The sequence below is a fragment of the Stenotrophomonas terrae genome (assembly GCF_001431465.1).
Taxonomy (GTDB): Bacteria; Pseudomonadota; Gammaproteobacteria; order Xanthomonadales; family Xanthomonadaceae; genus Stenotrophomonas; species Stenotrophomonas terrae.
In genome coordinates this window covers 1-24,401 of sequence record NZ_LDJJ01000021.1, presented here as the reverse complement: position 1 = coordinate 24,401, position 24,401 = coordinate 1, and the positions used below count along the sequence as shown (strand labels likewise).

Annotated in this window: 20 protein-coding genes; 16 read left to right on the top strand and 4 right to left on the bottom strand. The window is 65.7% G+C overall.

Going from position 1 to position 24,401, the window contains the following annotated elements; genetic code table 11:
* The first annotated feature begins 3 nt into the window (after positions 1-3).
* From ABB27_RS07370 to ABB27_RS07360, 3 genes are read left to right on the top strand one after another with little or no spacing between them, the layout of a single operon-like run.
* Positions 4-573, top strand: a complete 570-nt coding sequence (locus ABB27_RS07370; protein ID WP_057627882.1) for a YceI family protein — start codon at positions 4-6, stop codon at positions 571-573.
* Positions 574-596: 23 nt separating this feature from the next.
* Positions 597-2,555 (top strand): phospholipase D family protein, encoded by a 1,959-nt coding sequence (locus tag ABB27_RS07365; protein WP_057627880.1) that lies wholly within the window; start codon positions 597-599, stop codon positions 2,553-2,555.
* Positions 2,556-2,586: 31 nt separating this feature from the next.
* A complete protein-coding gene (locus tag ABB27_RS07360) occupies positions 2,587-3,015 on the top strand; it encodes a hotdog fold thioesterase (protein WP_057627878.1) in 429 nt (142 codons plus the stop codon).
* Between the two features lie 235 nt (positions 3,016-3,250).
* Here the strand turns inward: ABB27_RS07360 and ABB27_RS07355 are convergent, their stop codons facing one another.
* Positions 3,251-5,821, bottom strand: coding sequence for an EAL domain-containing protein (locus tag ABB27_RS07355; protein WP_057627939.1), 2,571 nt, complete (start codon positions 5,819-5,821; stop codon positions 3,251-3,253).
* Between the two features lie 198 nt (positions 5,822-6,019).
* On the opposite strand from ABB27_RS07355, the gene ABB27_RS07350 reads away from it, so the two are divergent.
* The 4 genes from ABB27_RS07350 to ABB27_RS07335 are packed head-to-tail and all read left to right on the top strand — an operon-like array spanning position 6,020 to position 10,608.
* The gene (locus ABB27_RS07350) at positions 6,020-6,811 is read left to right on the top strand and encodes a lysophospholipid acyltransferase family protein (RefSeq protein WP_057627877.1); all 792 of its coding nucleotides are present in this window, start codon (positions 6,020-6,022) and stop codon (positions 6,809-6,811) included.
* 57 nt (positions 6,812-6,868) lie between these two features.
* Entirely contained in the window at positions 6,869-7,855 is a 987-nt protein-coding gene (locus ABB27_RS07345) for a YheT family hydrolase (protein WP_057627938.1), read from the top strand.
* A 58-nt stretch (positions 7,856-7,913) separates the two neighbouring features.
* The gene (locus tag ABB27_RS07340; protein WP_057627875.1) at positions 7,914-9,983 is read left to right on the top strand and encodes a tetratricopeptide repeat protein; all 2,070 of its coding nucleotides are present in this window, start codon (positions 7,914-7,916) and stop codon (positions 9,981-9,983) included.
* 13 nt (positions 9,984-9,996) lie between these two features.
* Positions 9,997-10,608 carry a YbhB/YbcL family Raf kinase inhibitor-like protein gene (locus tag ABB27_RS07335; RefSeq protein WP_057627872.1) on the top strand — a complete coding sequence of 204 codons (612 nt, stop codon included), beginning with the start codon at positions 9,997-9,999 and terminating at the stop codon, positions 10,606-10,608.
* A gap of 271 nt (positions 10,609-10,879) precedes the next feature.
* Here ABB27_RS07335 and ABB27_RS07330 read toward each other — a convergent pair whose 3' ends face one another.
* Entirely contained in the window at positions 10,880-11,689 is an 810-nt protein-coding gene (locus tag ABB27_RS07330) for an META and DUF4377 domain-containing protein (RefSeq protein WP_057627869.1), read from the bottom strand.
* An 83-nt stretch (positions 11,690-11,772) separates the two neighbouring features.
* Positions 11,773-12,567 carry an undecaprenyl-diphosphate phosphatase gene (locus ABB27_RS07325; protein ID WP_057627867.1) on the bottom strand — a complete coding sequence of 265 codons (795 nt, stop codon included), beginning with the start codon at positions 12,565-12,567 and terminating at the stop codon, positions 11,773-11,775.
* Between the two features lie 213 nt (positions 12,568-12,780).
* Between ABB27_RS07325 and glnA the strand changes: the two genes are divergently transcribed.
* The 3 genes from glnA (at position 12,781) to amt (ending at position 16,398) form a co-directional block, all read left to right on the top strand.
* Entirely contained in the window at positions 12,781-14,190 is a 1,410-nt protein-coding gene (gene glnA, locus ABB27_RS07320) for a type I glutamate--ammonia ligase (RefSeq protein ID WP_057627865.1), read from the top strand.
* Between the two features lie 365 nt (positions 14,191-14,555).
* On the top strand, positions 14,556-14,894 hold the full coding sequence (locus ABB27_RS07315; protein ID WP_057627937.1) for a P-II family nitrogen regulator: 339 nt from the start codon (positions 14,556-14,558) through the stop codon (positions 14,892-14,894).
* Positions 14,895-14,982: 88 nt separating this feature from the next.
* On the top strand, positions 14,983-16,398 hold the full coding sequence (amt, locus tag ABB27_RS07310; protein WP_057627864.1) for an ammonium transporter: 1,416 nt from the start codon (positions 14,983-14,985) through the stop codon (positions 16,396-16,398).
* Between the two features lie 143 nt (positions 16,399-16,541).
* On the opposite strand, the gene ABB27_RS07305 is transcribed toward amt, so the two are convergent.
* A complete protein-coding gene (locus ABB27_RS07305) occupies positions 16,542-16,799 on the bottom strand; it encodes a DUF6500 family protein (protein WP_057627862.1) in 258 nt (85 codons plus the stop codon).
* 234 nt (positions 16,800-17,033) lie between these two features.
* Here ABB27_RS07305 and ABB27_RS07300 point away from each other — a divergent pair, with 234 nt between their 5' ends.
* The 6 genes from ABB27_RS07300 (at position 17,034) to ABB27_RS07275 (ending at position 24,337) form a co-directional block, all read left to right on the top strand.
* Positions 17,034-17,780 (top strand): N-acetylmuramoyl-L-alanine amidase, encoded by a 747-nt coding sequence (locus ABB27_RS07300; RefSeq protein ID WP_057627861.1) that lies wholly within the window; start codon positions 17,034-17,036, stop codon positions 17,778-17,780.
* 28 nt (positions 17,781-17,808) lie between these two features.
* Positions 17,809-18,864, top strand: a complete 1,056-nt coding sequence (locus ABB27_RS07295; RefSeq protein WP_057627859.1) for a two-component system sensor histidine kinase NtrB — start codon at positions 17,809-17,811, stop codon at positions 18,862-18,864.
* Positions 18,857-20,296, top strand: coding sequence for a nitrogen regulation protein NR(I) (gene ntrC / locus ABB27_RS07290; protein WP_057627857.1), 1,440 nt, complete (start codon positions 18,857-18,859; stop codon positions 20,294-20,296). Before ABB27_RS07295 ends, ntrC begins: the two co-directional genes overlap by 8 nt.
* A gap of 203 nt (positions 20,297-20,499) precedes the next feature.
* Positions 20,500-22,986 carry a serine/threonine-protein kinase gene (locus tag ABB27_RS07285; RefSeq protein WP_057627855.1) on the top strand — a complete coding sequence of 829 codons (2,487 nt, stop codon included), beginning with the start codon at positions 20,500-20,502 and terminating at the stop codon, positions 22,984-22,986.
* Between the two features lie 118 nt (positions 22,987-23,104).
* Complete coding sequence (locus ABB27_RS07280) at positions 23,105-23,677, top strand: superoxide dismutase family protein (RefSeq protein ID WP_057627935.1); 573 nt, start codon at positions 23,105-23,107, stop codon at positions 23,675-23,677.
* 45 nt (positions 23,678-23,722) lie between these two features.
* Complete coding sequence (locus ABB27_RS07275; RefSeq protein ID WP_057627854.1) at positions 23,723-24,337, top strand: superoxide dismutase family protein; 615 nt, start codon at positions 23,723-23,725, stop codon at positions 24,335-24,337.
* Positions 24,338-24,401: the final 64 nt, after the last annotated feature.

Here is a 24,401-nt window from a genome sequence, read left to right as displayed (position 1 = left end):
TCCATGGCGGCGGCGCGGTCCGGGCTGCTGCTGATTCTGTTGATGCTCGCTGGCTCGGCCCTTGCGGCCGAGCCATTGCATTTCGACACGGCGCACTCCCGTTTTGGTTTTGAAATACGTACCCGCTTCGGGCAGAAGGTGGAGGGTGTCTTTCCGCGCTTCGAAGGCTGGATCACGGTGTTGCCCGACGGCCGCCACCAGGTGCGGCTGCGCATGTACAGCGAGTACGTGGAGATCCCGGACCGGCCGCGCTACACCGGCTGGATCCGCGGCGAGGACTTTTTTGACGCAGCCCGCTACCCGGTGGTGGAGTTCGACTCCGATCCTTATGACCCGCGGTTGACCGAAACCGGCGGTGACGTGCAGGGGCGCCTGTCGATCCGCGGCATCAGCCGGCCCGAGGTGATGCGCCTGGCAAAGCCTGAATGCGCCCGGCCCGGCTATGATTGCGACCTCGTCAGCCGCGGCGTCATCCTGCGCGGCCGTTATGGCATGGACAGCTGGCAGATGGCTTTGAGTGATCGAGTGATATTCGTACTGCGTACACGCCTGGTTGGCGCCCCCAAAACGTGAAACCTGTTATCCGTCTTCTCTTGATGCTGGCGGCCTTGCTGGCCAGCGGTTGTGCCTCGCTGTCCAATCAGCAGCGCGAGCGTGCCCAGGGCATCGCGATAGCAGCGCGCTCGGCCGTGGTCGATTGCGACCAGCCCGATCGCTGCGCGCTCGATTCGCCGCTGCGCGCGCTCGGTGGCAAGGCCATCGCCGAGTCCACCGCGCAGCTGCCGCGGCATTACGCCACCATCGTCGACGAGGGTGAGCTGTCCTTGGTGGCCCGGCTCAACCTGATCCGCAGCGCCACCCGCAGCGTGGACCTGCAGACCTATATCTTCGACACCGATGACAGTGCGCGGATGGTGATCGATGAACTGCTGGCTGCGGCCCGGCGCGGGGTCAAGGTACGGGTGTTGATCGACCAGCTCTCGGCGATCTCCGACGTGCAGATGCTCAGCGCCCTGTCCGGCGCCCACGCCAACTTCGAGCTGCGTGTCTACAACCCGACCTTCGGCAAGGCCAAGCTCAACTACTTCGACTATGTCGGCAGCGTGCTGTGCTGCTTCCGTCGCTTCAATCAGCGCATGCACAACAAGCTGCTGGTGATCGACGATGTGATCGGCGTGGTCGGCGGCCGCAACTACCAGGACGACTATTACGACTGGGACAAGGAATACAACTTCCGCGATCGTGACGTGGTGGTGGCTGGACCGGAAGCGCGTGAGATGGCGGCCAACTTCCAGGCGTTCTGGGATGCACGCCGCAGCGTGCCGGCCGAACGCCTCAACGATGTCGGCAAGACCCTGTTGAACGAAGGTGTGCCGGCCATGCCGCAGGCTGCGTTCCGGCGCCCGGAACGGATTGAACGGGTGGATGCGGAAGCCTCCGACCCGCAGTTCATTGAAGAAGCCTTCGTCGATACCGCGTTGCCAGTGCGCTCGGTCAGCTATGTGGCCGACCTGCCACGCAAGCATCGTCGCGAGCGCGAGGCGCAGCCGCTCAATGGCCAGCATCTGACCGAGCCACGGCTGGACGCCCTGATTTCGCAGGCGCAGACCGAAGTGATACTGCAGACCCCGTATCTGGTGCTGTCCAAGCCTGCACAGGCCTTGTTCAAGGGCCTGCGCCAGCGTGAGACACCGCCACGGGTGGTGGTTTCGACCAACAGCCTGGCGGCGACCGACAACCCCATCGTCTATGCGCTGTCCTACAAGTACAAACGCCGCAACCTGCGCGAGCTGGGCTTCAACATCTACGAATACAAGCCGTTCCCGCTGGATGCCCCGATCAACTATGCGCAGTTGCTGCCCGCACCCTTGGATGGCGAGCCATCGCTGCGGCCGCAGCCGACGTCACGTAATCGGCTGATTGGTGGCAGCGCGGCCGGCAGCAATGTGCGCGGCAGCGGCTCCGGGCGCCGGCTCAGCGCCGATGGCAGTGAGGTAGAACGCGATGTGCTGCGTACCGAAACCCGGCCTTCGTTCCTTGGCACGCGCGCGGTCAGCAAGCCGCTGCCGGTGACCCGCCGCGGTGCGCGCATGGGCCTGCATGCCAAGTCGCTGGTGGTGGACCGCCGCATCGGCGTGATCGGCACCCACAACTTCGACCCGCGCAGCGAGAACTACAACACCGAAGGCGCGGTGATCATCGACGACCCGGTGTTTGCCGAGCAGCTGGCGCAGAGCATCCTGCGTGACGTGCACCCGGACAACTCCTGGGTAGTGGCGCCGCGTGAGAAACCGCCGGTGCTGGCAGGACTGAACTACAGCATCGGCAAGGCTTCCGAAGCGCTGCCGGTGCTGGATTTCTGGCCGTGGCGCTACGCCACCGATTACGCCTTCGTGCCGGGCCCGGAATGCCCGCAACCGCTGCGCCGGCAGGACCCACGTTTCCACACCTGCTACACCGCGGTCGGCGACTTCCCGGAAGTGGATGTCGGCCCGAAGTGGGTGCTGGTGCGCATGCTGACCGCCTTCGGTGCCGGCCTGGTACCGATCCTGTAAGCGTCTTTGTTCCCCCCAACAGGAAACTGCAATGAGCCAAGTATTCCGCGCGCCGGTTGACCTGCAACTGGTCAACGCCATGAGCCGCGACACGCTGATCGACCATCTGGGCATCGTCTTCACTGCGGCCGGCGATGACTGGCTGCAGGCAACGATGCCGGTGGACGCACGCACCAAGCAGCCCTACGGCCTGCTGCACGGCGGCGCCTCGGTGGTGTTGGCCGAGACGCTGGGCAGCAGCGCCGGCAACCTGTGCGTGGACCCTGCCGAGCAGGTCTGCGTCGGGCTGGAGATCAATGCCAACCATCTGCGCGCCGCACGCAGTGGCATGGTGACCGGCACCGCCCGCGCGCTGCATGTGGGCCGCACCACCCAGGTGTGGGAAATCCGCATCGAGGACGAGGCCGGCAAGCCGGTGTGCATTTCGCGACTGACTTTGGCGGTTGTGGCCAAGGGCTAGGAACCTGGAGGGCAGCAGCCAGCAACCAGGGTTGGAGGCTGGAGCTGGGAGCTGGGAGCTGAAAGCTGAAAGCACCCCTCCCCAACCCTCCCCTTGCCTTCGGCAAAGGGAGGGGCAACGGCGCGGCCTCCTGCCTCTACGCGTGCTTTGCTCCTGCTTCGCTCCCTCCCTTTGCCGCAGGCAAGGGGAGGGTTGGGGAGGGGTTGGCACTTGCTCCTGCGCTTGCTCCAGCAAGCTAAACCGGCACCGCGACCGGCAGATGCTCGCGTACCCACTGCGCCAGCGCCGGCGCCGGCAAGGCCGGGGTGAAATGAAACCCCTGCGCGATCTGGTAACCCTGTGCGTCCAGCAGGCGTAGCTGTTCCAGGCTCTCGACGCCTTCGGCCACCACCTTCAATTGCAGGCTCTGGCCGATATGGGCGATGGCCTGGGTCAGTGCGCTGGCGACCTTGTCGCCCTCGATGCCGCGCACGAAGCTGCGGTCCAGCTTGAGTTCACTGATCGGCAGCTGGCGCAGATAGCTGAGGCTGGAATAGCCGGTGCCGAAATCGTCCATCGACAGCCGCACGCCCAGCGCGTGTACCTGGTGCAGGGTCTGCAGGGTGATGGGGTCGCCGTCGAGCAGTATGTCCTCGGTGATCTCCAGGATCAGGTCGCTGGCGCATAGCGCTTCCTGCTGCAGGATCTGGCTGATGCAGTCCGGCAATGCGGCGCTGTGGAAATTGGTCGGCGACAGGTTCACCGACACCGAGGGCACCTCCAGGCCATCGCGGCGCCAGCGTGCCAACTGCCGGCAGGCTTCGCGCAGCGCCCATTGGCCGAGGTCACCGATCAGCCCGGCTTCTTCAGCCAGGGGAATGAAACGTATCGGCGGCACGCTGCCAAGGCGCGGATGCTGCCAACGCGCCAGCGCCTCCACGCTGTGCAGGGCGCCGCTGTGGATATCGATCTGCGGCTGGTAATACAACTGCAGCTGGCCCAGCTCCAGGGCCTCGCGCAGCGCGGCTTCCAGCGCCATGCGCTCCTGCGCGCATTCGTCCATCTCGCTGCTGTAGAAGCGCACGCGGTTGCGGCCGTTGTGCTTGGCCTGGTACATGGCGACGTCGGCATGGTGCAGCAGCGAGTCCATCTCGCCGCCGTCGTGCGGAAAGATGCTGATGCCGATGCTGGCCGAAGGGCGGATCTCCATGTCGCCCAGCGGCAAGGGCAGCCCCAGCGTGCGCAGGATGCGCTCGCTGCGTTCGCTGGCGGCGGGCACATCGCAGCGGTTGAGGATCACCACGAATTCGTCGCCGGAGAGCCGGCCGACGATATCCATCGGCCCGGTTTCTTCCTGCAGGCGCCGCGCCACAGTGCGCAGCAGCTCATCGCCGCCGGGGTGGCCGAAGGAATCGTTGATCTGCTTGAAGCGATCAAGATCGATGAACATCACCGCCAATGTCTGCCCTTGATGGCTGGCGGCGGTGATCGCCTGGTCGGCCTGGGCATGCAGCAGGCTGCGGTTGGGCAGGCCGGTGAGGTCGTCGTAGAACGCCAGCCGACGGATCCGGTTGCGTGCTTCCTCGCGCTCCAGCGCCAGCGCGCACAGATGCACGATCACCTCGACCAGGCGGTGGTGGAAGGCGTCCGGGTCGTAGGGCTGCCGGTAATAGAAGGCGAAGGTGCCCAGCACACGGCCGTCATTGGCCTTGATCGGCGTCGACCAGCAGGCCGCCAGCCCATGCTGCAGGGCCAGGTGGCTGATGCCTTCCCAGTTGGGGTCGGTGGCGATGTCACGGCTGAGCACCGGCTCGCCGCTGTGCGCGGCGGTGCCGCAGCTGCCGGTTTTTGGTGCCACCGGCACGCCATCCACCAGCCGGATGTATGTGTCGGGCAGGCTGGGCGCGGCCAGGTGGCGCAGCCGCCCATCTTCGACCCGCAGCACCGAGCACAGCACCTGCGGGGCGATCTTCTCCACCTCCAGGCACATCATCTGCATCACCTCGGCGGTGGGCACTTCGCGCACCATCGCATCGAGCATCTTGTGCTGCAGGACTTCGTGCACCTTGGTGCGGGTGATGTCCATCAGCACGATGACCAGGTTCACCAGGGTGCCGTAGTCGTCGAAGATGGGATTGGTGCTGACCGAGCACCACAGCGGCTGACCGTTCTTGCGGTACAGCCGTTCGTCGGCGCGGATCGGCTGGCCGGCGACCAGGCGCGCGACATAGGCGGCAATCTGCTCGGGTGAATAGCTGTCCGGGGCCAGCAGCGTCGGCACGTACTGGCCCATCGCCTCGCTGTCGAGAAAGCCGAACAGGCGCCGGAAGCCCTTGTTCAAATGCACGATGCGGCCTTCGGCATCGGTGATCAGCACCGCGCTCTGGGTCTCATCGAAGCCCAGCGACAACAAGCGTTCGCGCGCCTGCGCCAGCCGCCTGGCGGTGACATCGTTGACCAGCGCCAGGTGGATGCTGCGGCCATTGTCGGCGATCTGCGACAAGGTGACGCTGATCCAGCAGGGAACGTCGTCCTTGCGGATCAGCTGGATGTCATGTGGGTCGGCGGCCAGCTCCTGCACGCGGTTGCTGGAGCCCGGATACAGGCGGGTGTTGTAGCGCTCGCGCATGCTGGCCGGCGCCAGCGTGCCCAGGTTCTTGCCCTGCAGCTCGGCACGTGACCAGCCGGAGATGTGCTCCATGGCATGGTTGACGTACAGGATGGTGTTGGCGTCATCGAACAGAATGACGCCGTTGCCGATCTGCTCCAATGCCGCAGAAAACAACTGCAGCATGTCCTCTGTCGATGACAGCAGCTGCCGGTCCATCATGCCGCTCCCCTGAACGATAGTGTTGTTGTACACACTTCATGCCGGGAAAGCTGCCGGCATACCCTGAATCGACAGGCCTGCCGGTACTTCCTGCCGATAGTGTGGCACGGCGCACCTTTTCGGTGCGCGGGGGAATGCTGGCCGGGGTGGCGGCCACGCTGGCGGAAGCTGGACCGCATCCGGTATCGTGCGCGGATGACTTCCCCCCGTCCCGCCCCCCAGGGCGGTGTGGCCCGCGTGTTCCGTTACCTGTACCGCGCCCCGCTGCTGCTGGTTCACATTGTCCTGTTTCTGCCGCTGATCCTGCTGCTGATGACGCAGCCGTGGGGGCGTATGGGCCCCGCCGACAACCCGCTGGAAGAGCGGGTCGTGCGCTGGTGGTCGGGTGGTTTGATGTGGATATTCGGCTTCCGCCTGCAGCGCTTCGGCCAGCCCCTGCCGGGTGCGGTGCTGTTCGTGGCCAACCATGTGGGCTGGATCGATATCTGCGTGATCCACAGCCAGAAAATGGTCGGCTTCGTGGCCAAGCGCGAGATCGCTGGTTGGCCGGTGGTTGGCTGGGTAGCCAGCCGCGGCCACACCATCTTCCACCAGCGCGGCAACACCGAGTCGCTGGGTGGGGTGATGGAAGAGATGGTCAAGCGCCTGCAGGAGCAGCGGCCGGTGGCGGTGTTCCCGGAAGGGCGCACCCGTGGCGGCCATGAAGTTGGGCCGTTCCATGCGCGCATCTTCCAGGCAGCGGTGGAGGCCGGTGTGCCGGTGCAACCAATCGCGCTGCGCTATGGCGAGCGCGGTGATGCGCAGACCACGGTGGCGTTCGCGCCGGGCGAAAGCTTCTTCGGCAATTTCCTGCGCCTGCTCGGTGAGCCGGCACGGCGGGGCGAGGTGCATTTCCTGGAGCCGCTGGCCGTCCAGGATCTGGAGGGTCGCCGGCGTATCGCCGAGACCTCGCGTGCGCGCATCGTGGCGGTGATGGAAGGGCCGTAAGGTGCATATCGCGGCCAACACTGTGGTGGGCAGTCAACGCCAACCGGGTCGGTCATGCTGAGCGCCTGCAATTACCAGCCCCCGCGCTGGCTGCGCAATCCGCACCTGCAGTCGATGCTGGCATCGAGCCGGGTGCGACTGCGGCGTGGCCAGCAACTGCTGGCCGGCAGCGGTGCGCTGACCCAGGAATTGATGCTCGATGGCGGTGACGGCGTGCGCCTGCAGGCCTGGCACAGCCGGCTGCCGGGCGCGCCGCCGAAGGCGCTGGCACTACTGCTGCATGGCTGGGAAGGCAGCGCCGAATCCAGTTATATGCGGATGACTGCCGCGCGCCTGCTGGAGCAGGGCTTCGAGGTGGTGCGGCTGAACTTCCGCGATCACGGCAATACCCATCACCTCAATCCGGGCATCTTCCATTCCTGCCGCATCGATGAAGTGGTCAACGCCGCTGCCGATGTGGCGCAGCGCTTCGCCGGCCTGCCGATGGTGGCGGCGGGTTATTCGCTGGGCGGCAATTTCGTTCTGCGGCTGGCCCTGCACGCACCTGCTGCAGGGGTGCCGCTGCTGCACGTGGCCTCGGTGTGCCCGGTATTGGATCCGGCCATCACCATGGACAGCATCGAGCGCGGCCCGGCGATGTATGACTGGTACTTCCGGCGCAAGTGGACCGGCTCGCTGCGCCGCAAGCGTGCGCTGTTCCCGGAGCTGGCCGATTGGGATGACAGCGTATTGAAGCTGGATATCCGCGCGCTGACCGGCTGGTTGGTCGATCACCATACCGAGTTCGGTTCGCTGCAGGAGTACTTCGATGGCTACTCCATCGCCGGCAACAAGCTGGCCGCACTGCAGGTGCCGGCCGACATCCTGATGGCGGCCGATGACCCGGTGATTCCGTTCACCACCTTCGACCACTGGCAGCTGCCGGCCAGTGCCCACCTGGAGATCGCGCGCTGGGGCGGGCACTGCGGTTTCATCGAGAACCTGCGTGGCGATGGCTTCTCCGAGCGTTGGGTAGCCCAGCATCTGGCCGCCGCCGTCGGCTGAACCCAGCGGCCCCGGCCGGGGCCGCTACAATGCGGGTTTGCGCTAACGCTGGACCGCCATGCAAGACAAGATCATTGAAGCCCTGCGCCGCAACGCCACCGACGAGGCCGTGAGCCTGTCCCAGGCGTGGGTTGGCGCGGAACCGCAGCAGGCCCAGGCCCACCGCTGGTTGGCGCTTGCGCTGCAGCAGCAGGGGCAGCTGGAATCGGCCCAGGCCAGTCTGGAGACTGCGCTGGGGCTGGCCCCGGATGACGCGGCCCTGCACCTGCAGCACGCCGGCCTGCTGTTGGCGCTGCGTCAGATCGACGCCGCCGGGCAGGCGCTGGACCGCAGCACCACGCTCAATCCCAACGAATTTTCTGCCTACCTGATGCAGGCGCATCTGGCGCTGGGCCGCGATGACATCGACGAGGCTGATCGTCTGGGTCGCATGGCTGCGCGCGTCGAGCCGGACAGCCCCGAGCTGGGCGCGATTGAAGGCATGGTGGCATTGCGCCGTGGCGACGCCGACCGCGCGCTGGCGATTCTGTCGGCGGCCAGCGCCAAGCTGCCGGGTGATGTCCGTGTGCTGTACGCACTGGGCTTCGCCTATCTGGGCAAGGACATGCTGGCCTTCGCCGAACAGGCGTTCCGCCGGGTGATCGAATTGAACCCGGGCAACCATGCCCTGCGCGGGCTGGTGGTGCAGTTGGCGCTGCGCCAGGGCCACCTGGATCGCGCCGCGGAAATGATGCGTGAGGTACTGGCCACGGCCGAGGGTGACAGCCCCGGCCTGCGTCGCCTCGCAGGTGAACTCGAGCTGGCCTCGGACCAGCCGCTGCAGGCGCTGGAACACCTGCGCCCGCTGCTGCAGCAGGTGCCGGGCGACCGCGCCACCCTGCAGATGTTGTTGATGGCCTGGCAGCGCCTGGGCCGCGAAGAGGAAGCACGCAGCGAACTGGACGCGGCCGTGCAGGTGCATACCCAGCACCACGACCTGTGGATGGCGCGGCTGGCGGTGGCACCGGTGGGCAGCGAGGAAGCGGTGGATGTGGTCGAGCGCTGGCTGGCCGCCATGCCCGAGCATCTGCCGGCGCTGGAAGCACGCATGAGCCTGCATGACATGAACGACCAGGCCGAAGAAGCCGAAGCCGTTGCCCATCACATCATCGCGCTGGAGCCGGGCCGGGTCAGCGGCGAGCAGCGCATTGTCGAAGCGCTGTTGCAACGCGAGCCGGCCGCCGCCATTGCGCACGTGCAACGGCTGGTCGACAACGCACCGGAGCAGGCACGCCTGAGTGTGCGCAGCTGGCTGGGCGCAACCCAGGACCGCGCCGGCGATCACGCCGCTGCCGTGGCGACCTGGCTGCAGATGCATGAGGAAATGGCCCCCAACCGCCTGCCGCTGCCGCAGCAGGCGCGCGCGCCTGCCGAGTGGCCGGCGATGGGCGAGGTGGCCGGTGACAATACGCTGCGGCCGATGTTCCTGTGGGGCGCGCCGGGCTCGGGCGTGGAGCGGGTGGCAACGGTGATGGCCGCCGGCAGCCGCGTGCTGCGCGGTGACCGTTTCGGGCCGACCCCGCCGAACGACGCCTTCCAGAACTTCCTGACCCTGCAGCGCCTGGCCACCGATGCGTTGACCCCGGAGCAGCTGGTGCAGCAGTGGCGCGACGCGCTGCCGGCACGCGGCATCGAAGACGGCAACGTGATCGACTGGCTGCTGTGGTGGGACAACGCCTTGTTGTGGGCGCTGCGCCCGCAACTGCCGGAAGGCCGCCTGGTCATTGCCCTGCGTGACCCGCGCGACATGCTGGTCGAGTGGCTGGCATTGGGCGCACCGGCACCACTGGCGGTCACCTCATCCAACGAGGCCGCGCAGTGGCTGGCGCGCGCACTGGCACAGGTTGCGCTGCTGCATGAGAAGGATCTGTACACCCATCTGATCCTGCGCACCGACGATGCAGTGAACGACCCGGCGGCAATGGGTGCACTGCTGGAACAGGCCTTTGGCCTGCGCTTCCCGCCGGTACGCAGCCTTGGCCAAGGTACGATCGATGCGGGCCATTGGCGCAAGTATGCGCAGGTGCTGGCATCGGAATTCGCGCTGCTGACCCCGGTCGCGGTGCGCCTGGGCTATCCCGAAGCCTGATCAAGGAGCAAGCATGAAACTGGACAGTCAGAGTTTTCAGAACGGGCAGCCGCTGCCGGCCGAGTTTGCTGCGGGCGATGCCAATGGCTTTGCCGGCAACCGCAACCCGCAGCTGGGCTGGCGCGATGTGCCGGCCGGCACGCGTTCGTTCGCGCTGGTATGCGTGGACCCGGACGTGCCGACCGTGCCCGAGCTGGTCGGTCGCGACGACGTCAGCATTCCGCTGGACCAACCGCGTGGCGACTTCGTGCATTGGGTGATGGTGGATGTGCCTGCCGAGCTGCGCGAGATCGCAGCCGGCAGCTGCAGCGACGGTTTCACCGCGCACGGCAAGTCGCAGCCGGCAGGACCGGCCGGCGCGCGCCAGGGCATCAACGACTACACCGGCTGGTTTGCCGGCAACGCGCAGATGGCTGGCACCTACCATGGCTATGACGGCCCGTATCCGCCGTTCAACGACGAGCGCCTGCACCGTTATTTCTTCCGCTTGTTCGCGTTGGATGTGGAGCGCTTGCCGGTGGACGGTGCGTTCACCGCCGCCGATGTCTACCGCGCGATGCAGGGCCACGTGCTGGCCGAAGCAGCGGTGCACGGCACCTACACGTTGAACCCGAAGCTGGCCTAGGCACCACACCTGTAGTGCCGAGCCATGCTCGGCAAGGGGGCAAGAGCGACCCCTCCCCAACCCTCCCCTTGCCTGCGGCAAAGGGAGGGGGTGCAGTGCCGAGCCATGCTCGGCAAAAGCGTCACCGTAGTGCCGAGCCATGCTCGGCAGAGGCGTTACCGGTGAGGCCCCAGCCGAGCATGGCTCGGCTCTACAAGGGCGCCGCTCCCACATAGCGCAGAACAGAAAGGGCGCCTTGCGGCGCCCTTTCTGTTTGTTCGACGGTGATGGCTTACTTGACCGTTTCCGACATCACCACCATGTCCAGCACATAGGCCTGCGACGGCGCATCGGCCGGCGGGTTCTTGATCTGGTAGCGCTTCAGGCGCAGCACATTGCGCACGCCCGGCTCGTGGGTGTAACCCTCGATGTTGCCGTAGAAGTTTTCGTAGGCACCGCGCTTGCCCTGTTCCAGGCCCTGCTCGTTGTACTTCACTTCGCGCACCTGCAGGCAGGTGGCGTCCTTCATCAGCGGGTGCGGGCAGGGCTTGGCCTGTGCGTCCACTTCCATGAATACCGTCTCGCCTGCGCCGCCGTAGCGGGTTTCAGCGGTCGGCTCGGCGCGGAAGCTCAGTACGTCGCCATTGGCGGCAACCAGACGCATTGCCGATGCATCCAGCGACTGCACGGTCAGCTTGCCCTGCAGGCGTTCGCTGACCAGGCCGTCCAGCGCCATGATCGGGCCCTGGCAGGCCTTGTTGGTCGACATCATGCTGCCGATGGTCAGTGCGTTGCCTTCCACGGTGTAAGCGCCGCCCATGTTGTTGCAGGCATTGCTGACCGACATGCGGCCATCCTTGAAGTCCAGGGTCAGCGGCTTGTCGGTGTTCACGAACAGGCCGTCGATGCGCTTGCCGGCCGCGTCAACGGCGTTGTCCAGCAACCAGTGGTTTGCGCCCAGCTGTGCGGCGTCGATGTTCGCGGCAGGAGCGGCGGTGCTGGTGCTGGGGGCTGCGGTGGTTTCGCTCTTGGTGCTTGCCGGCGGGTTGCTGCAGGCGGTCATGAGGGCGATGGGCAGTGCCAGCAGAAGAATGCGCTTCATGGTGAACTCCTTGGTAGCGTTGGGAAAGTCAGGACGACAAACGGCTGGAGCCGGGTGTCGGGGTTGCACTTGCGACTGCGTGTTCAGTTTCCAGCAGGCAGAAACAGCAGCAGGCCGAAGCCCAATGCAATGCGATATAGCGCAAAGCCGGTGAAGGGACGGCGTTTGATATAGCTCAGCAGCCACTTCACCACGATGAAGCCGGTGATGGCCGCGGCGACGAAGGCCACGCCGACATCGGTCCAGTTCTCGTTGCCGAGCTGGCCTTTCTTGGCCATCTCCAGCAAGGCGTAGCCGCTGGCGGCGAACATGGTGGGGATGCCGACCAGGAACACGAACTCGGCCGCTGCCGCGCGCCGGGTCAGGCCCAGCAGCATGGCCAGGAAGATCGCCGCGGCCGAGCGCGAAGTACCCGGAAACACGCCGGCAATCACCTGCGCCAGGCCAACGGCCACGGCTACTTTCCAGGTGATGGTGGTGCTGTCCGGCAGGCGCCCGGCAAAGCGCTCGGCAAGCAGCATCCAGACGCCACCGATCACCAGCGCCCAGGCCACCGGGGTGACGGTTTCAGGCAGTTCCCAGCCGGCCAGGCGTACCGGCAGGCCAACGACGGCGGTGACCAGGAAGGCCACGCCGAGCTTCATCACGTAGTCGCGGTTTTCGGCCTGGTTCAAGCCGGTGGCCAGCGTCCACAGGCGCTGCCGGAACGCCAATACCACCGCCAGGATCGCGCCGGCCTGGATGACGATGTTGAAGAAATCCGAGCGTGCGCCCAGCCAATGCTGGGCGATCAGCAGATGGCCGGTGCTGGAAATGGGGAGGAATTCGGTGAGGCCTTCAAGAATGCCCAGTAGCAGGGCGGAGAGCAGGTCGGACATGGGAGCGGGAGTGGAGGAGGCGGGCACAGCATAGTGCATTCAGTGCTTCGCACCTGAATGGTGCATGGCACGAAAACAGCACCAAGATGGTGCTTATAACCGCTGGCAGTTTTCCACGGATACCAATCAAAACAACAGCTTGTAGTTAACAAAAAGTTGGCACGCCATTTGCTTTGATACAGGCACGTCACCATCCATTCGAGGTTGCACCCGATGTCGCTGGAAAATGTTGAGAAGCTGATCAAGGACAACCAGATCGAGTTCATCGACCTGCGTTTTGTCGACATGCGTGGCATCGAGCAGCACGTGACCTTCCCGGCCTCGATCATCGAGCCGTCGCTGTTTGAAGAAGGCAAGATGTTCGATGGCAGCTCGATCGCCGGCTGGAAGGGCATCGCCGAATCGGACATGGTGCTGATGCCGGACGCTGACAGCGCCTACATCGACCCGTTCTACGCCGACCCGACCCTGGTGTTGACCTGCGACGTGCTCGACCCGGCCACCATGCAGGGCTACGGCCGCTGCCCGCGCGGCATCGCCAAGCGCGCCGAGTCCTACCTGAAGTCCTCCGGCATCGCCGACCTGGCCTTCTTCGGCCCGGAACCGGAATTCTTCATCTTCGATTCGGTCCAGTTCGCCAACGACATGGGCAACACCTTCTACAAGATCAACTCTGAAGAAGGTTCCTGGAACACCGGCAAGAGCTATGACGGCACCAACACCGGTTACCGTCCGACCGTGAAGGGTGGTTACTTTCCGGTGCCGCCGACCGACTCGCTGCACGATATCCGCGCCGAGATGTGCAAGGTGCTGGAAAAGGTCGGCATCGAAGTCGAAGTGCACCACCACGAAGTGGCCAATGCCGGCCAGTGCGAGATCGGTGCCAAGTTCAACACCCTGGTCACCAAGGCTGACGAACTGCAGCGCATGAAGCACGTGATCAAGAACGTTGCCCACCGCAACGGCAAGACCGTGACCTTCATGCCCAAGCCGCTGGTCGGCGACAACGGCAGCGGCATGCACGTGCACCAGTCGCTGGCCAAGGGCGGCAACAACCTGTTCTCCGGTGACGGCTACGGCGGCCTGAGCCAGATGGCGCTGTGGTACATCGGTGGCATCTTCAAGCACGCCCGTGCGATCAATGCCTTCGCCAACTCCGGCACCAACAGCTACAAGCGCCTGGTGCCGGGCTTCGAAGCACCGGTGATGCTGGCCTATTCGGCCCGCAACCGTTCGGCTTCGTGCCGCATTCCGTGGGTGTCCAACCCGAAGGCACGCCGCATCGAAATGCGTTTCCCGGATCCGATCCAGTCCGGCTACCTGACCTTCACCGCGCTGATGATGGCCGGCCTGGACGGCATCAAGAACCAGATCGACCCGGGCGCACCGAGCGACAAGGATCTGTACGACCTGCCGCCGGAAGAAGAGAAGCTGATCCCGCAGGTCTGTTCCTCGCTGGACCAGGCGCTGGAAGCACTGGACAAGGACCGCGAGTTCCTCAAGGCCGGTGGCGTGATGAGCGACGACTTCATCGATGCCTACATCGCGCTGAAGATGAAGGAAGTCACTGCGTTCCGCGCCGCGACCCATCCGCTGGAATACCAGCTGTACTACGCAAGCTGATGTGACGGCGGCCAGTACAGCGTGCTGGCCGCCGGCAACACCAGGTGTAGTTACTAGCTGTTGTTAGGCGGCGGTGGCGTGGACCCTCCCCCTCCCATCTGCGTCATCGCCGCCGCCTTTGTTGCTGGGGAGCACACAGGCCGGGCAACAGCTGGCAACGCATCTACAGGGGCAAGAGAATCCGAGCGCGCGGCATGGGCTGTTCCTCCCTCCCGCGTGGTTGTGGCGGCCGGCAGCAATGCCGGTGGTCGCAGCCAGGCCCATGATGCGTTCGGCGCAACAGCCAGCGGCCGCACAACGGCCGGTGGAAGACACGATGCCGGCCCGCAGCCGCAGGCCGGTCTCCTCCACATCGGGACATGCGCATGAAATTAATCTCCGCGATCATCCGGCCATTCAAGCTCGACGAAGTGCGTGAAGCCTTGGGCGCCGCAGGCGTTTCCGGCATCACCGTCACCGAGGTCAAGGGCTTTGGCCGGCAGAAAGGCCACACCGAGCTGTACCGTGGCGCCGAATACGTCGTCGATTTCCTCCCCAAGATCCGCATCGAAACCGCTGTCACCGACGATAACGTCGAGGCAGTGATCGAAGCCCTGCAGGGCGCAGCCGGCACCGGCAAGATTGGTGACGGCAAGATCTTCGTTACCGCGCTGGAACAAGTGGTGCGTATCCGCACCGGTGAAACAGGCGCCGACGCGCTGTAACAGCCCGCTGAACCCGTCCTCCGGCGGCAGCGACCGCCAGGTGACAACGGGTCGCTGGCAGGTTCCACCCCCACAACCGGAGTCGACAATGCGAACGGAATTTTTCACCGGGTTCAAAGCCCGGCTCGGAGGCCTGTGCCTGTCTTTCATGCTCACCGCAGTGCTGCTGGGCATGTTTTCGAGCAGCGCCTGGGCACAGGACACGCAGGCCCAGCCCGCAGCCACTGAGGTTGCGGCCGCTACAACGGAGGCTGCAGCCGTACCTGCAGCAGAGGCGGCAGCTACGTTCGACAAGGGCGACGTGGCGTGGATGCTCACCGCCACCTTGCTGGTGCTGATGATGGTGGTGCCCGGCCTGGCACTGTTCTACGGCGGCCTGGTGCGCGCAAAGAACGTGCTGTCGGTGCTCAGCCAGGTATTGGTGGTGTTCTCGCTGGTGCTGATCCTGTGGGTGGCTTATGGCTACAGCGCGGTATTCAGTACCGGCAACCAGTTCTTCGGCTCATTCACGGAATTTGCCTTCCTCAAAGGCTTCAGCCCGGACTCGGTGGGCAATACGCCTATCGCCGGACTGCCGGACTTTTTGTTCGTCGCCTTCCAGTCGACCTTCGCCGGCATCACCACCGCACTGATCGTTGGCGCCTTTGCCGAACGCATCAAGTTCCGCGCGGTGCTGTTGTTCTCGGCACTGTGGTTCACCCTGAGCTATATCCCGATGGCACACATCGTCTGGGGTGGTGGATACCTGGGTGAGATGGGTGCGATCGATTTTGCCGGTGGCACCGTGGTGCACATCAATGCCGGTGTCGCTGGCCTGGTGGCAGCGTGGTTCGTCGGCAAGCGCCTGGGCTATGGCCAGACCGCATTGAAGCCGCACAACCTGCCGCTGACCTGGATCGGCGCGATGCTGCTGTGGGTGGGTTGGTTCGGCTTCAACGCCGGCTCGGCTGCCGCCGCTGACACCGTGGCCTCGTTGGCCTTCATCAACACCGTGTTGGCTACCGCTGCCGCTGTCCTGGGTTGGACGTTGGTGGAAGCCATCACCAAGGGCCATCCGTCGGCATTGGGTGCGGCCTCCGGTGCGGTTGCCGGCCTGGTTGGTGTGACGCCGGCCTGCGGCACCGTTGGTCCGCTCGGCGCGATCGTGATTGGTTTTGTCACCGGCATCATCTGCGTCTGGGGCGTGACCGGCCTGAAGCGCCTGTTGAAAGCGGACGACACCGCCGACGTATTTGGCGTGCACGGTGTTGGTGGCATTGTTGGCGCCATCCTCACCGGCGTGTTCAGTGCGCAGTCGCTGGGCGGCACCAAGGTTGATCTGGATATTGCTCACCAGGTGTGGGTGCAGGTGGTCAGCGTGGGCTTCACCGTGTTGTGGTCGGCGGTGGTCACCGCAGCGGTGCTGCTGGTTGTACGCGCGCTGGTTGGTCTGCGCGTCAGCGAAGAAGCCGAACGTACTGGTCTGGATGTCACCACCCATGGTGAGTCTGCGTACGAGGTTTGATTGCGCTGGCCTCTTTCCGGCAGAAGACCAAAGCCTCTCTGCCGAAGCAGGCCTAAGCCCCTCTCCCGTTTACGGGAGAGGGGTTGGGGTGAGGGCAACTTTGAGGCGTTACCGGGAAAGCCTCTGCCGAGCATGGCTCGGCACTACAGTTCTAGCCCCTCTCCCTCCGGGAGAGGGGTTGGGGGTGAGGGTGGCTTTACCAACGCCTTGATCTTCCCGGCCTTCTCAAAATGATCCAGGCGATGGGTCTGGATCCACCAGGTAGCCGCTTCCATCAGCAGTTCCGGATCATCATTGCGGTTGGAAAAAAACGCATAGAACGACAGCCCTACCGTCGGGCCCTTCGCAGCGATCCTGGCATCGCAGACGGTGATGATTTTCTGTTTCAGTGAATCGCGCATCGCAGTTCCAACCGAGTCTTGGGCAACAAGTCTGCACAGCCTGGACAGATCGGGCAGCCCACCCCAGCGGAAAGCGTTCTGAACATGCACGGCATGTTCCGCGCCGGCATCACACCGGACTTCCCACGCACTGAGCAGGCCCTCCCATGCAAGCAATCAACATCGCCACCGTTGTCGGCCCAGCTTCCTGCCCATGCCTGTGCGCACTTGCAAAGCGGCGCGCGGCAACGTGCAATGCCGGACATGAAGACCAAACTGCTGCTGCCGCTCGCCCTGTTGGCCTCGCTGACTGCCTGTACTTCCGCCCCGGAGCGCAATCCGCTGGCGCAGTGGGTGCCGTCGCCCAACTACAACGAGCGCCAGCCGGTGCTGATCGTGCTGCACCACACCGAGCAGGGCTCGGTGCAGGAAAGCCTGGACACGCTGCGCACCGCCAACAGCGGTGGCCAGGTGAGCTCGCATTATCTGGTGGGCCGCGATGGTGACCTCTACCAGCTGGTGGCCGATGGCGAACGCGCCTGGCATGCCGGTGGCGGCCGCTGGGGTGGCTTCACCGATCTCAACTCGACCTCGATCGGCATCGAGATCGACAACAACGGCAGCAGCCCCTTCACCCAGCCGCAGATCGCCACCCTGCTGCGCCTGCTCGAAGACCTCTGCAGCCGCTACAACATTCCGCGCAGCCAGATCATCGGCCATGCCGACCTCGCACCGACCCGCAAGGCCGATCCCAGCCGCTATTTCCCGTGGCAGCAACTGGCAGAAGCCGGTTTCGGCCTGTGGCCCGACCCCAGGCACGGCCCGGCACCGGCTGGCTTCGACAGCTGGATGGCGATGCAGGCCTTCGGCTATGCGCTGGACGACCGTGCCGCTGCGGTGCGCGCCTTCCATCGCCGCTTCCGTGGCAGCGACACGCTGCCGGCCGAACTCGACCTCGAAGACGCCCGCATCCTGTATTCCCTGCTGCAGCAGAAGCAGTGATCCGGTCGGTTTGCACTATATTGGTGCAATGACCGACCCTGATTTCAGCCCTTCGCCGGACCTGATGGCCACTCCCCTGGTCTGGAGTGACGCGGACGGCCGCATCCAGGGGGCCAATCCGGCGTTCTGCCGCTGGCTGGGGGTAAGCGTGCGGCGCCTGCTGGGCCAGCCGCTGGTGTCGCTGGAAGCGCAGGGCGAGGCCCTGGCGCAGCGACTGGCGCTGCCGGTGACCGACATGACCCGCCTGCCGCGATTGACCTTGGCGCTGCCGGGCGAGGCGCCGCGCTTCGCCGATGGCTGGTTGAGTGCGGTGGAGGAGGGCGGCTGGCTGCTGGAAGCCCATCCGGTGGACGAATTCCAAGGTACCGATCCGGCCCAGGTACTGCCCGGCGCGTTCAGTGCCGCGCTCAAAGGCCTGGCCCACGAGCTGCGTAATCCACTGGCCGGGCTCAAGGGCGCCGCCCAGCTGCTGGCGCGCCGCGCCAGTGGCCGCGATGCCGACGAACGCGAACTGATCGAACTGATCGGCGCCGAGATCGAGCGCCTCAACACCTTGCTGGAACAGCTGCTGTCGCCGGCCCCGCAACGCCCGCACGCGCCGCTGAACATCCATGCCGCGTTGGAGCGGGTGCTGCGCCTGGTCGAGAACGAGGCCGGCTGGTCGGTGCGCCTGCTGCGCGATTACGACCCCAGCATCCCGGAGTTTGCCGGTGACGCCGATCGCCTGACCCAGGCGCTGCTCAATCTGGTCCGCAATGCCATCCAGGCCGGTGCCACCAGCGTCACCTTGCGTACCCGCGTGGAGCATGGCCTGCGCATCGCCGAGCAACCTTACGCGCTGGCACTGCGCCTGGAAGTGGCCGACGACGGTCGTGGTGTGCCGGAGGAACTGGCCGAACACCTGTTCCTGCCGCTGGTCAGCGGCCGCGCCGAAGGCACCGGGCTCGGCCTGGCACTGGCCCAGCAGGTAGCCCGCGAACATCGCGGCACCTTGAGCTACCGCTCGCGCCCCGGCCATACCGTGTTCACCGTGCTGCTGCCGTTGCCGGTTGCCGAGGAAGCGCCGGAGGTGAGCGATGCATAAGCCCAGTGCGGCCGCGACTGTCTGGGTCGTCGATGATGATCGCTCGGTACGTTTTGTACTCAGCACTGCACTGCGTGATGCCGGTTACAGCGTCGAGGGTTTCGACAGCGCCGCCGCTGCATTGGCTGCGCTGGCCCAGCAGCCGGTACCGGATCTGTTGTTCACCGACGTGCGCATGCCCGGCGATGACGGGCTGGTATTGCTGGACAAGCTCAAGGCTGCGCACCCGCAGCTGCCGGTGATCGTGATGTCGGCCTATACCGATGTGGCCAGCACCGCCGGCGCCTTCCGCGGCGGCGCGCATGAATTCCTGTCCAAACCGTTCGACCTGGATGACGCGGTGGAGCTGGCGCGGCGCGCGCTGCCCGAGGCCGAAGAGCTGCCTGTACCCGCGGCTACGCCGGCGCCCGCGCAGAAAGAAGAAGGGCCGCCACAATTGATCGGCGACACGCCGGCCATGCGCGCCTTGTTCCGCGCCATCGGTCGGCTTGCGCAGGCACCGTTGTCGGTGCTGATCAACGGCGAAACCGGCACCGGCAAGGAGCTGGTGGCCAATGCGCTGCACCGCGAGTCGCCGCGCGCCAAAGGCCCGTTCGTTGCCCTCAACACGGCCGCGATCCCGGCCGAGCTGCTGGAAAGCGAATTGTTCGGCCATGAAGCCGGCGCCTTCACTGGTGCCAGCAAACGTCATATCGGCCGCTTCGAGCAGGCCGATGGCGGCACCCTGTTCCTCGATGAAATCGGCGATATGCCACTGGCCCTGCAGACCCGGCTGTTGCGCGTGCTGGCCGAGGGCGAGTTCTTCCGCGTCGGTGGCCGTGAGCTGATCCGCGTTGATGTACGCGTGGTTGCCGCCACCCATCAGGACCTGGAAACCCTGGTCGAACAAGGCCGCTTCCGCGCCGACCTGCTGCATCGCCTGGACATGGTGCGGCTGCTGCTGCCGCCACTGCGCGAGCGCCTGGGCGATGTGCCGCAGCTGGCCGAGAACTTCCTGGCCAATGCCGCACGCCGGCTCGACATGCCGGCCAAGCGCCTGTCCGTGGCCGCGGTAAAGGCACTGCGCGAGCACAGCTGGCCGGGCAATGTGCGCGAGCTGGAAAACGTCTGCTGGCGATTGGCTGCGTTGGCCGTCGCCGATACCGTATCGGCCGAGGACGTAAAGGCCGCCTTGAACCGCGGTGGCCGCGCCACCCACGCCACCACGCCGCTTGCCCCTGAGCACTGGGATCGCGCCTTGGCCGCGTGGGCGCGCCAGCGCCTGGCCGAAGGTGCCAGCGGCCTGCACGCCGAGGCCCGCGAGCGGCTGGACAACGTGTTGCTGGAAGTGGCGCTGGACTTCACTGACGGCCATCGTGCCGATGCCGCCGCGCGGCTCGGACTGGGCCGCAATACCATCACCCGCAAGCTGGGGCCAGGCCGCCGTCGCTGAGCTGCGACGGCCCGCCCAGCCCAGCTGAATGGCGGTATGTATACTCGGCTCCCCATGGAAACCACGACACCGTTGGTGGATGGCAAGGGGCTGATGCGGCGCCGACAACGCGCTGACCGGCGTATGCCCATGGCGTTTCCCGTGCACCCGCACGGCCGCTCCCGCGCAGCGGTGCCGCGCCGTCGTCTACGGCGCCCCGCAACATGCTGAGCGCCGATGCCTGGAACCGGCTGGTCGAGCTGTTCGGCCAGGCAACCGATCTTCCTGAAAACGAGCGGATCCGTTTCATCCATGCGCAGACCGCCGACGATCCGGTGTTGCAGCGGGAATTGCTGGCGCTGATTGCCGCCGATGCGGATACCGACGCTACCCGCCGGCTGTGTGAGCCGGTGCAACGCGCGGCCGAGGTATTGCTGCAGGCCGCCGAGGCCGAGGTGATCGCAGGCACCCGGTTTGGGCCATGGTCGGTGGAGCGGATGATCGGCGCTGGTGGCATGGGCCGGGTGTATCTGGCGCAGCGCGCCGATGGTGCCTATGCGCGCGAGGTGGCGCTCAAGCTGGTCAGCGCACCGGCCTTGAGCGGGCGCCGGCACGCGCACTTCGAGTACGAATGCCGGCTGCTGGCGCATATGCAGCACCCTGCCATCGCGCAGATCCATGATGCCGGTACCGACCCGGAAGGCCGTGCCTATCTGGTCATGGAATACATCCAGGGCCAGCCGATCACCGAGTGGTGCGACCAGCACGGCGCCAGCCTGCGGCAACGTGTGGAACTGCTGGCCAAGGTTGCCGAAGGGGTCCAGCACGCACACCAGAAAGGCGTGATCCATCGCGATCTGAAGCCTGCCAATGTGCTGGTGGGCAGCGTCGATGGGCAGCCGATGCCGAAGATCATCGATTTCGGCATCGCCATTGAAGCCGAGGCCGCGGAGACCGGCAGCGGCGGCGGTACGCCGGGTTACATGAGCCCGGAGCAATCGCTGCCAGACAGTGATGTCGATGCGCGCAGCGACGTGTATTCGCTTGGCGCGATCCTGTACCAACTTGCCTGCGGCAGCTGCCCGGACGGCGCCGCGCTACAGCGGCCATCGCAGTACCTGCAGGGGCTTGCCCCGCAGCGGCAGGCACAGCTGGCCAGCACCCGCGGCAGCACGCCGGCGCGTCTGCGCCGGGAGTTGCGTGACGGTCTGGACGCCATCGCATTGAAGGCGCTGCGACCTGCGCGTGGTGAGCGCTACGCGTCGGTATCGTTGCTGCTTGAGGATCTGCGCCGTTGGCTGCGGCATTACCCACCGCAGGCAGCGGGCCGTACCCGGCTGCTGTCGCTGCGCAAATTCGCACGTCGCAACCGGCTGATGGTGGGGGCTGCGGCAGTTGTCGGCCTGGTGCTGCTGGCGGGCCTGGCAGTCACCAGCTGGTCGCTGCACGAAGCACGCCAGGAAGCCGCGCGCGCCACGGTCTCCTCGCGCTTCCTGGCCTCGGTGTTGGACAGCATGGACCCGGCCATGGCCGACGGCCTGGACCGGACCTTGATGTTGCGGGTACTGGATGATGCCTCCAGGCGTGCCCCCCGGGATCTGGCGGCGCATCCGGACATCCTTGCGGACATGCAGCTGATCATCGCGATCAACCAGATCACGCTCGATGAATATCCGCGCGCGATCGGTCACCTGCAATCGGTACGTGCACTTGCCGACCAGCACCCCGGGCTGCTGGAACGGCAGCGCCTGCGCGCACTGCAGATATTGGGTGAGGCCTATATCGTCAACGGCACCCATGCACAGGCGGAGGCGGTGTTGCAGGAGGGCATCGCCAAGGCCAGCGCGGGCGGCGCCGACCATCACCGGTTGGGCGCCGACATGCGGTCGCGGCTGGCATGGGTCTGGTTCCAGCAGGGCAGGGTGCAGCCAGCCCTGCATCTGGCCAGGCAAGCGCTGGATGCGTTGGACCGCAGCGGACCTGCCGACGACCAGCAGCGCCTGGATGCCGCCAAGCGCTACGCCAACATGCTGTCCACCAGTGGCGATTACCCGCAGTCCATCGCCTTGATGGATGAAGTGGTACAGCGGCGCACCCGGATCAATGGACCCGACCATGCACTGACGCTGGTAGCACGACGTGATCTGGTGACGACAAGGCTGCGCATGCGTGATTTCGCGGGTGCCGAGCCTGAACTCAGGCAGTTGCTGGCGGCCTATGAGCGCATGTACGGCGTCGACAATGCCTATCCCATGGGTGTGCGCGGCATGCTCGGCAGTGCCTTGCGTGAACAGGGAAAGGTGGACGAAGCCGGGCCGTACTACCGTGCAAGCATGGAGTGGAGTGCGAAGCGTTACGGCCCCGAATCCATGTCCACCCTGGTTGCCCGCCACAACCATGCCAATTGGCTGTTGGCTGCCGGCCAGGCCCGACAGTCGCGGGATGAGCAGAAGGCGCTGCTGGCCCTCGCAGACCGTAACCTGGGCCGCGCCAATCACATCACCGCGGAGGTCCTGCGTGGCCTGGCCGAAGCCGAGCTGGTGCTGGGCCAGAGCGGCAATGCCCTGCAGCACGCCAACGCCGCGTTGCAGGCGATGCGCCAAGTGTATGGCGATCAGCATGAAGGCGCGTTGCGCGATGCGCGCAGCACCTTGCAGAAGGTGCAGGCAGCGGGCGACGGTACAGCAGCAGTGGGCGCTGGCGCCGATTGACAGACGCAACGCTCGACCGCGTGCCGACAAACAGGCATCGTTGGCCCGATATGTTCGCAACAACGCAACGCTGCGGTTGGCCATCGGCCTGCCCGGCATGTATTCAGAGGAGTTCCCGATGCGCCAGCGCCTGTTCCTGTTGACCGCCACCAGCACCTTGCTGCTTGCCGCCTGTAGCTCAGGCCCGGCGACCAAGGCCGAGCCACCGCCGCCGCCGGTGGCTACGGTCAGTACCGCCAAGTTGGCCGAAGCCAATCTCGCGCCGGCCTCGGCCAGCCTGGTCAGTGGCCGTCTGGCGCTGGTGCCGGAAGCGGGTGGGGTACACATCACCGGCGTCATTGGTGGCCTGCCGCGTGGCCAGCAGGCCGCCTTCCATGTGCATGAAAAAGGCGATTGCAGCGCGATGGATGCAAGCAGTGCCGGTGGCCATTTCAACCCGGCCATGCAGCAGCACGGGCGCGCCGGTGCCGGGGTACATCATGCCGGCGACATGGACAATCTGCAGGCAAACGCCGAAGGTGTGGTTCACGTAGACGTACACCTGCGTGGCGTTACTCTTGGCGGTGGTGCTGCAAACGACGTTGCCGGCCGTGCACTGGTAGTGCATGCAGCGGCCGACGATTACCGCAGCCAGCCAGCCGGCAATGCCGGTGCGCGCGTTGCCTGCGCGGTGATCCGCGTGGTGCGCTGAGCGCGCCAATCCTGATTTGAACCAGACCAGCAAGGGAGTCACCCAATGCGACTGATCCACACCAGCTTGTTCCTCGCCAGCGCCCTGGCCCTGAGCGCCTGCAACAAGGGCGCCGAGCCCGATGCGGTGCCGGCCGACAGCATCACCCCGCCGGCGGCAACCGCGCCGGTGGCCGACCCGGCCGCACCGCCGGAGATGGCCAAGCCTATCGCCACCGCCCAGCTGCAGCCGACCAAGGACAGCACGGTTGCCGGCACCATCAATTTCAGCCTGGTTGATGGCCAGCTGCGCGCCAGCGGTGACATCAGCGGCCTGAAGCCGGACAGCGAGCACGGCTTCCACATTCACGAGAAGGGTGATTGCAGCGCACCGGACGGCAGCAGCGCCGGTGGCCACTTCAACCCGGGCAGCAGCGAACACGGCAGCATCAGTGCCGCGATGCATCACGGCGGTGACATGCCCAACATCAAGGCCGATGCGCAGGGTAATGCGCATATCGACGGGCCGGTGGCGAGCAACGTCAACGTCGGCGTAGGCGATGGTTTTGATATCGTCGGCCGTGGCCTGATCGTCCACGCCGACCCGGACGACTACAAGACCCAGCCGACCGGCAATGCCGGTGCGCGCCTGGCCTGCGCGGTGATTACCAAGGTGCCTTGAAGCAAGGAACTAGTTGCCAGGAACGAGGAGCTAGTAAAGGCAGTACAACCACAGCAAAGGGCCG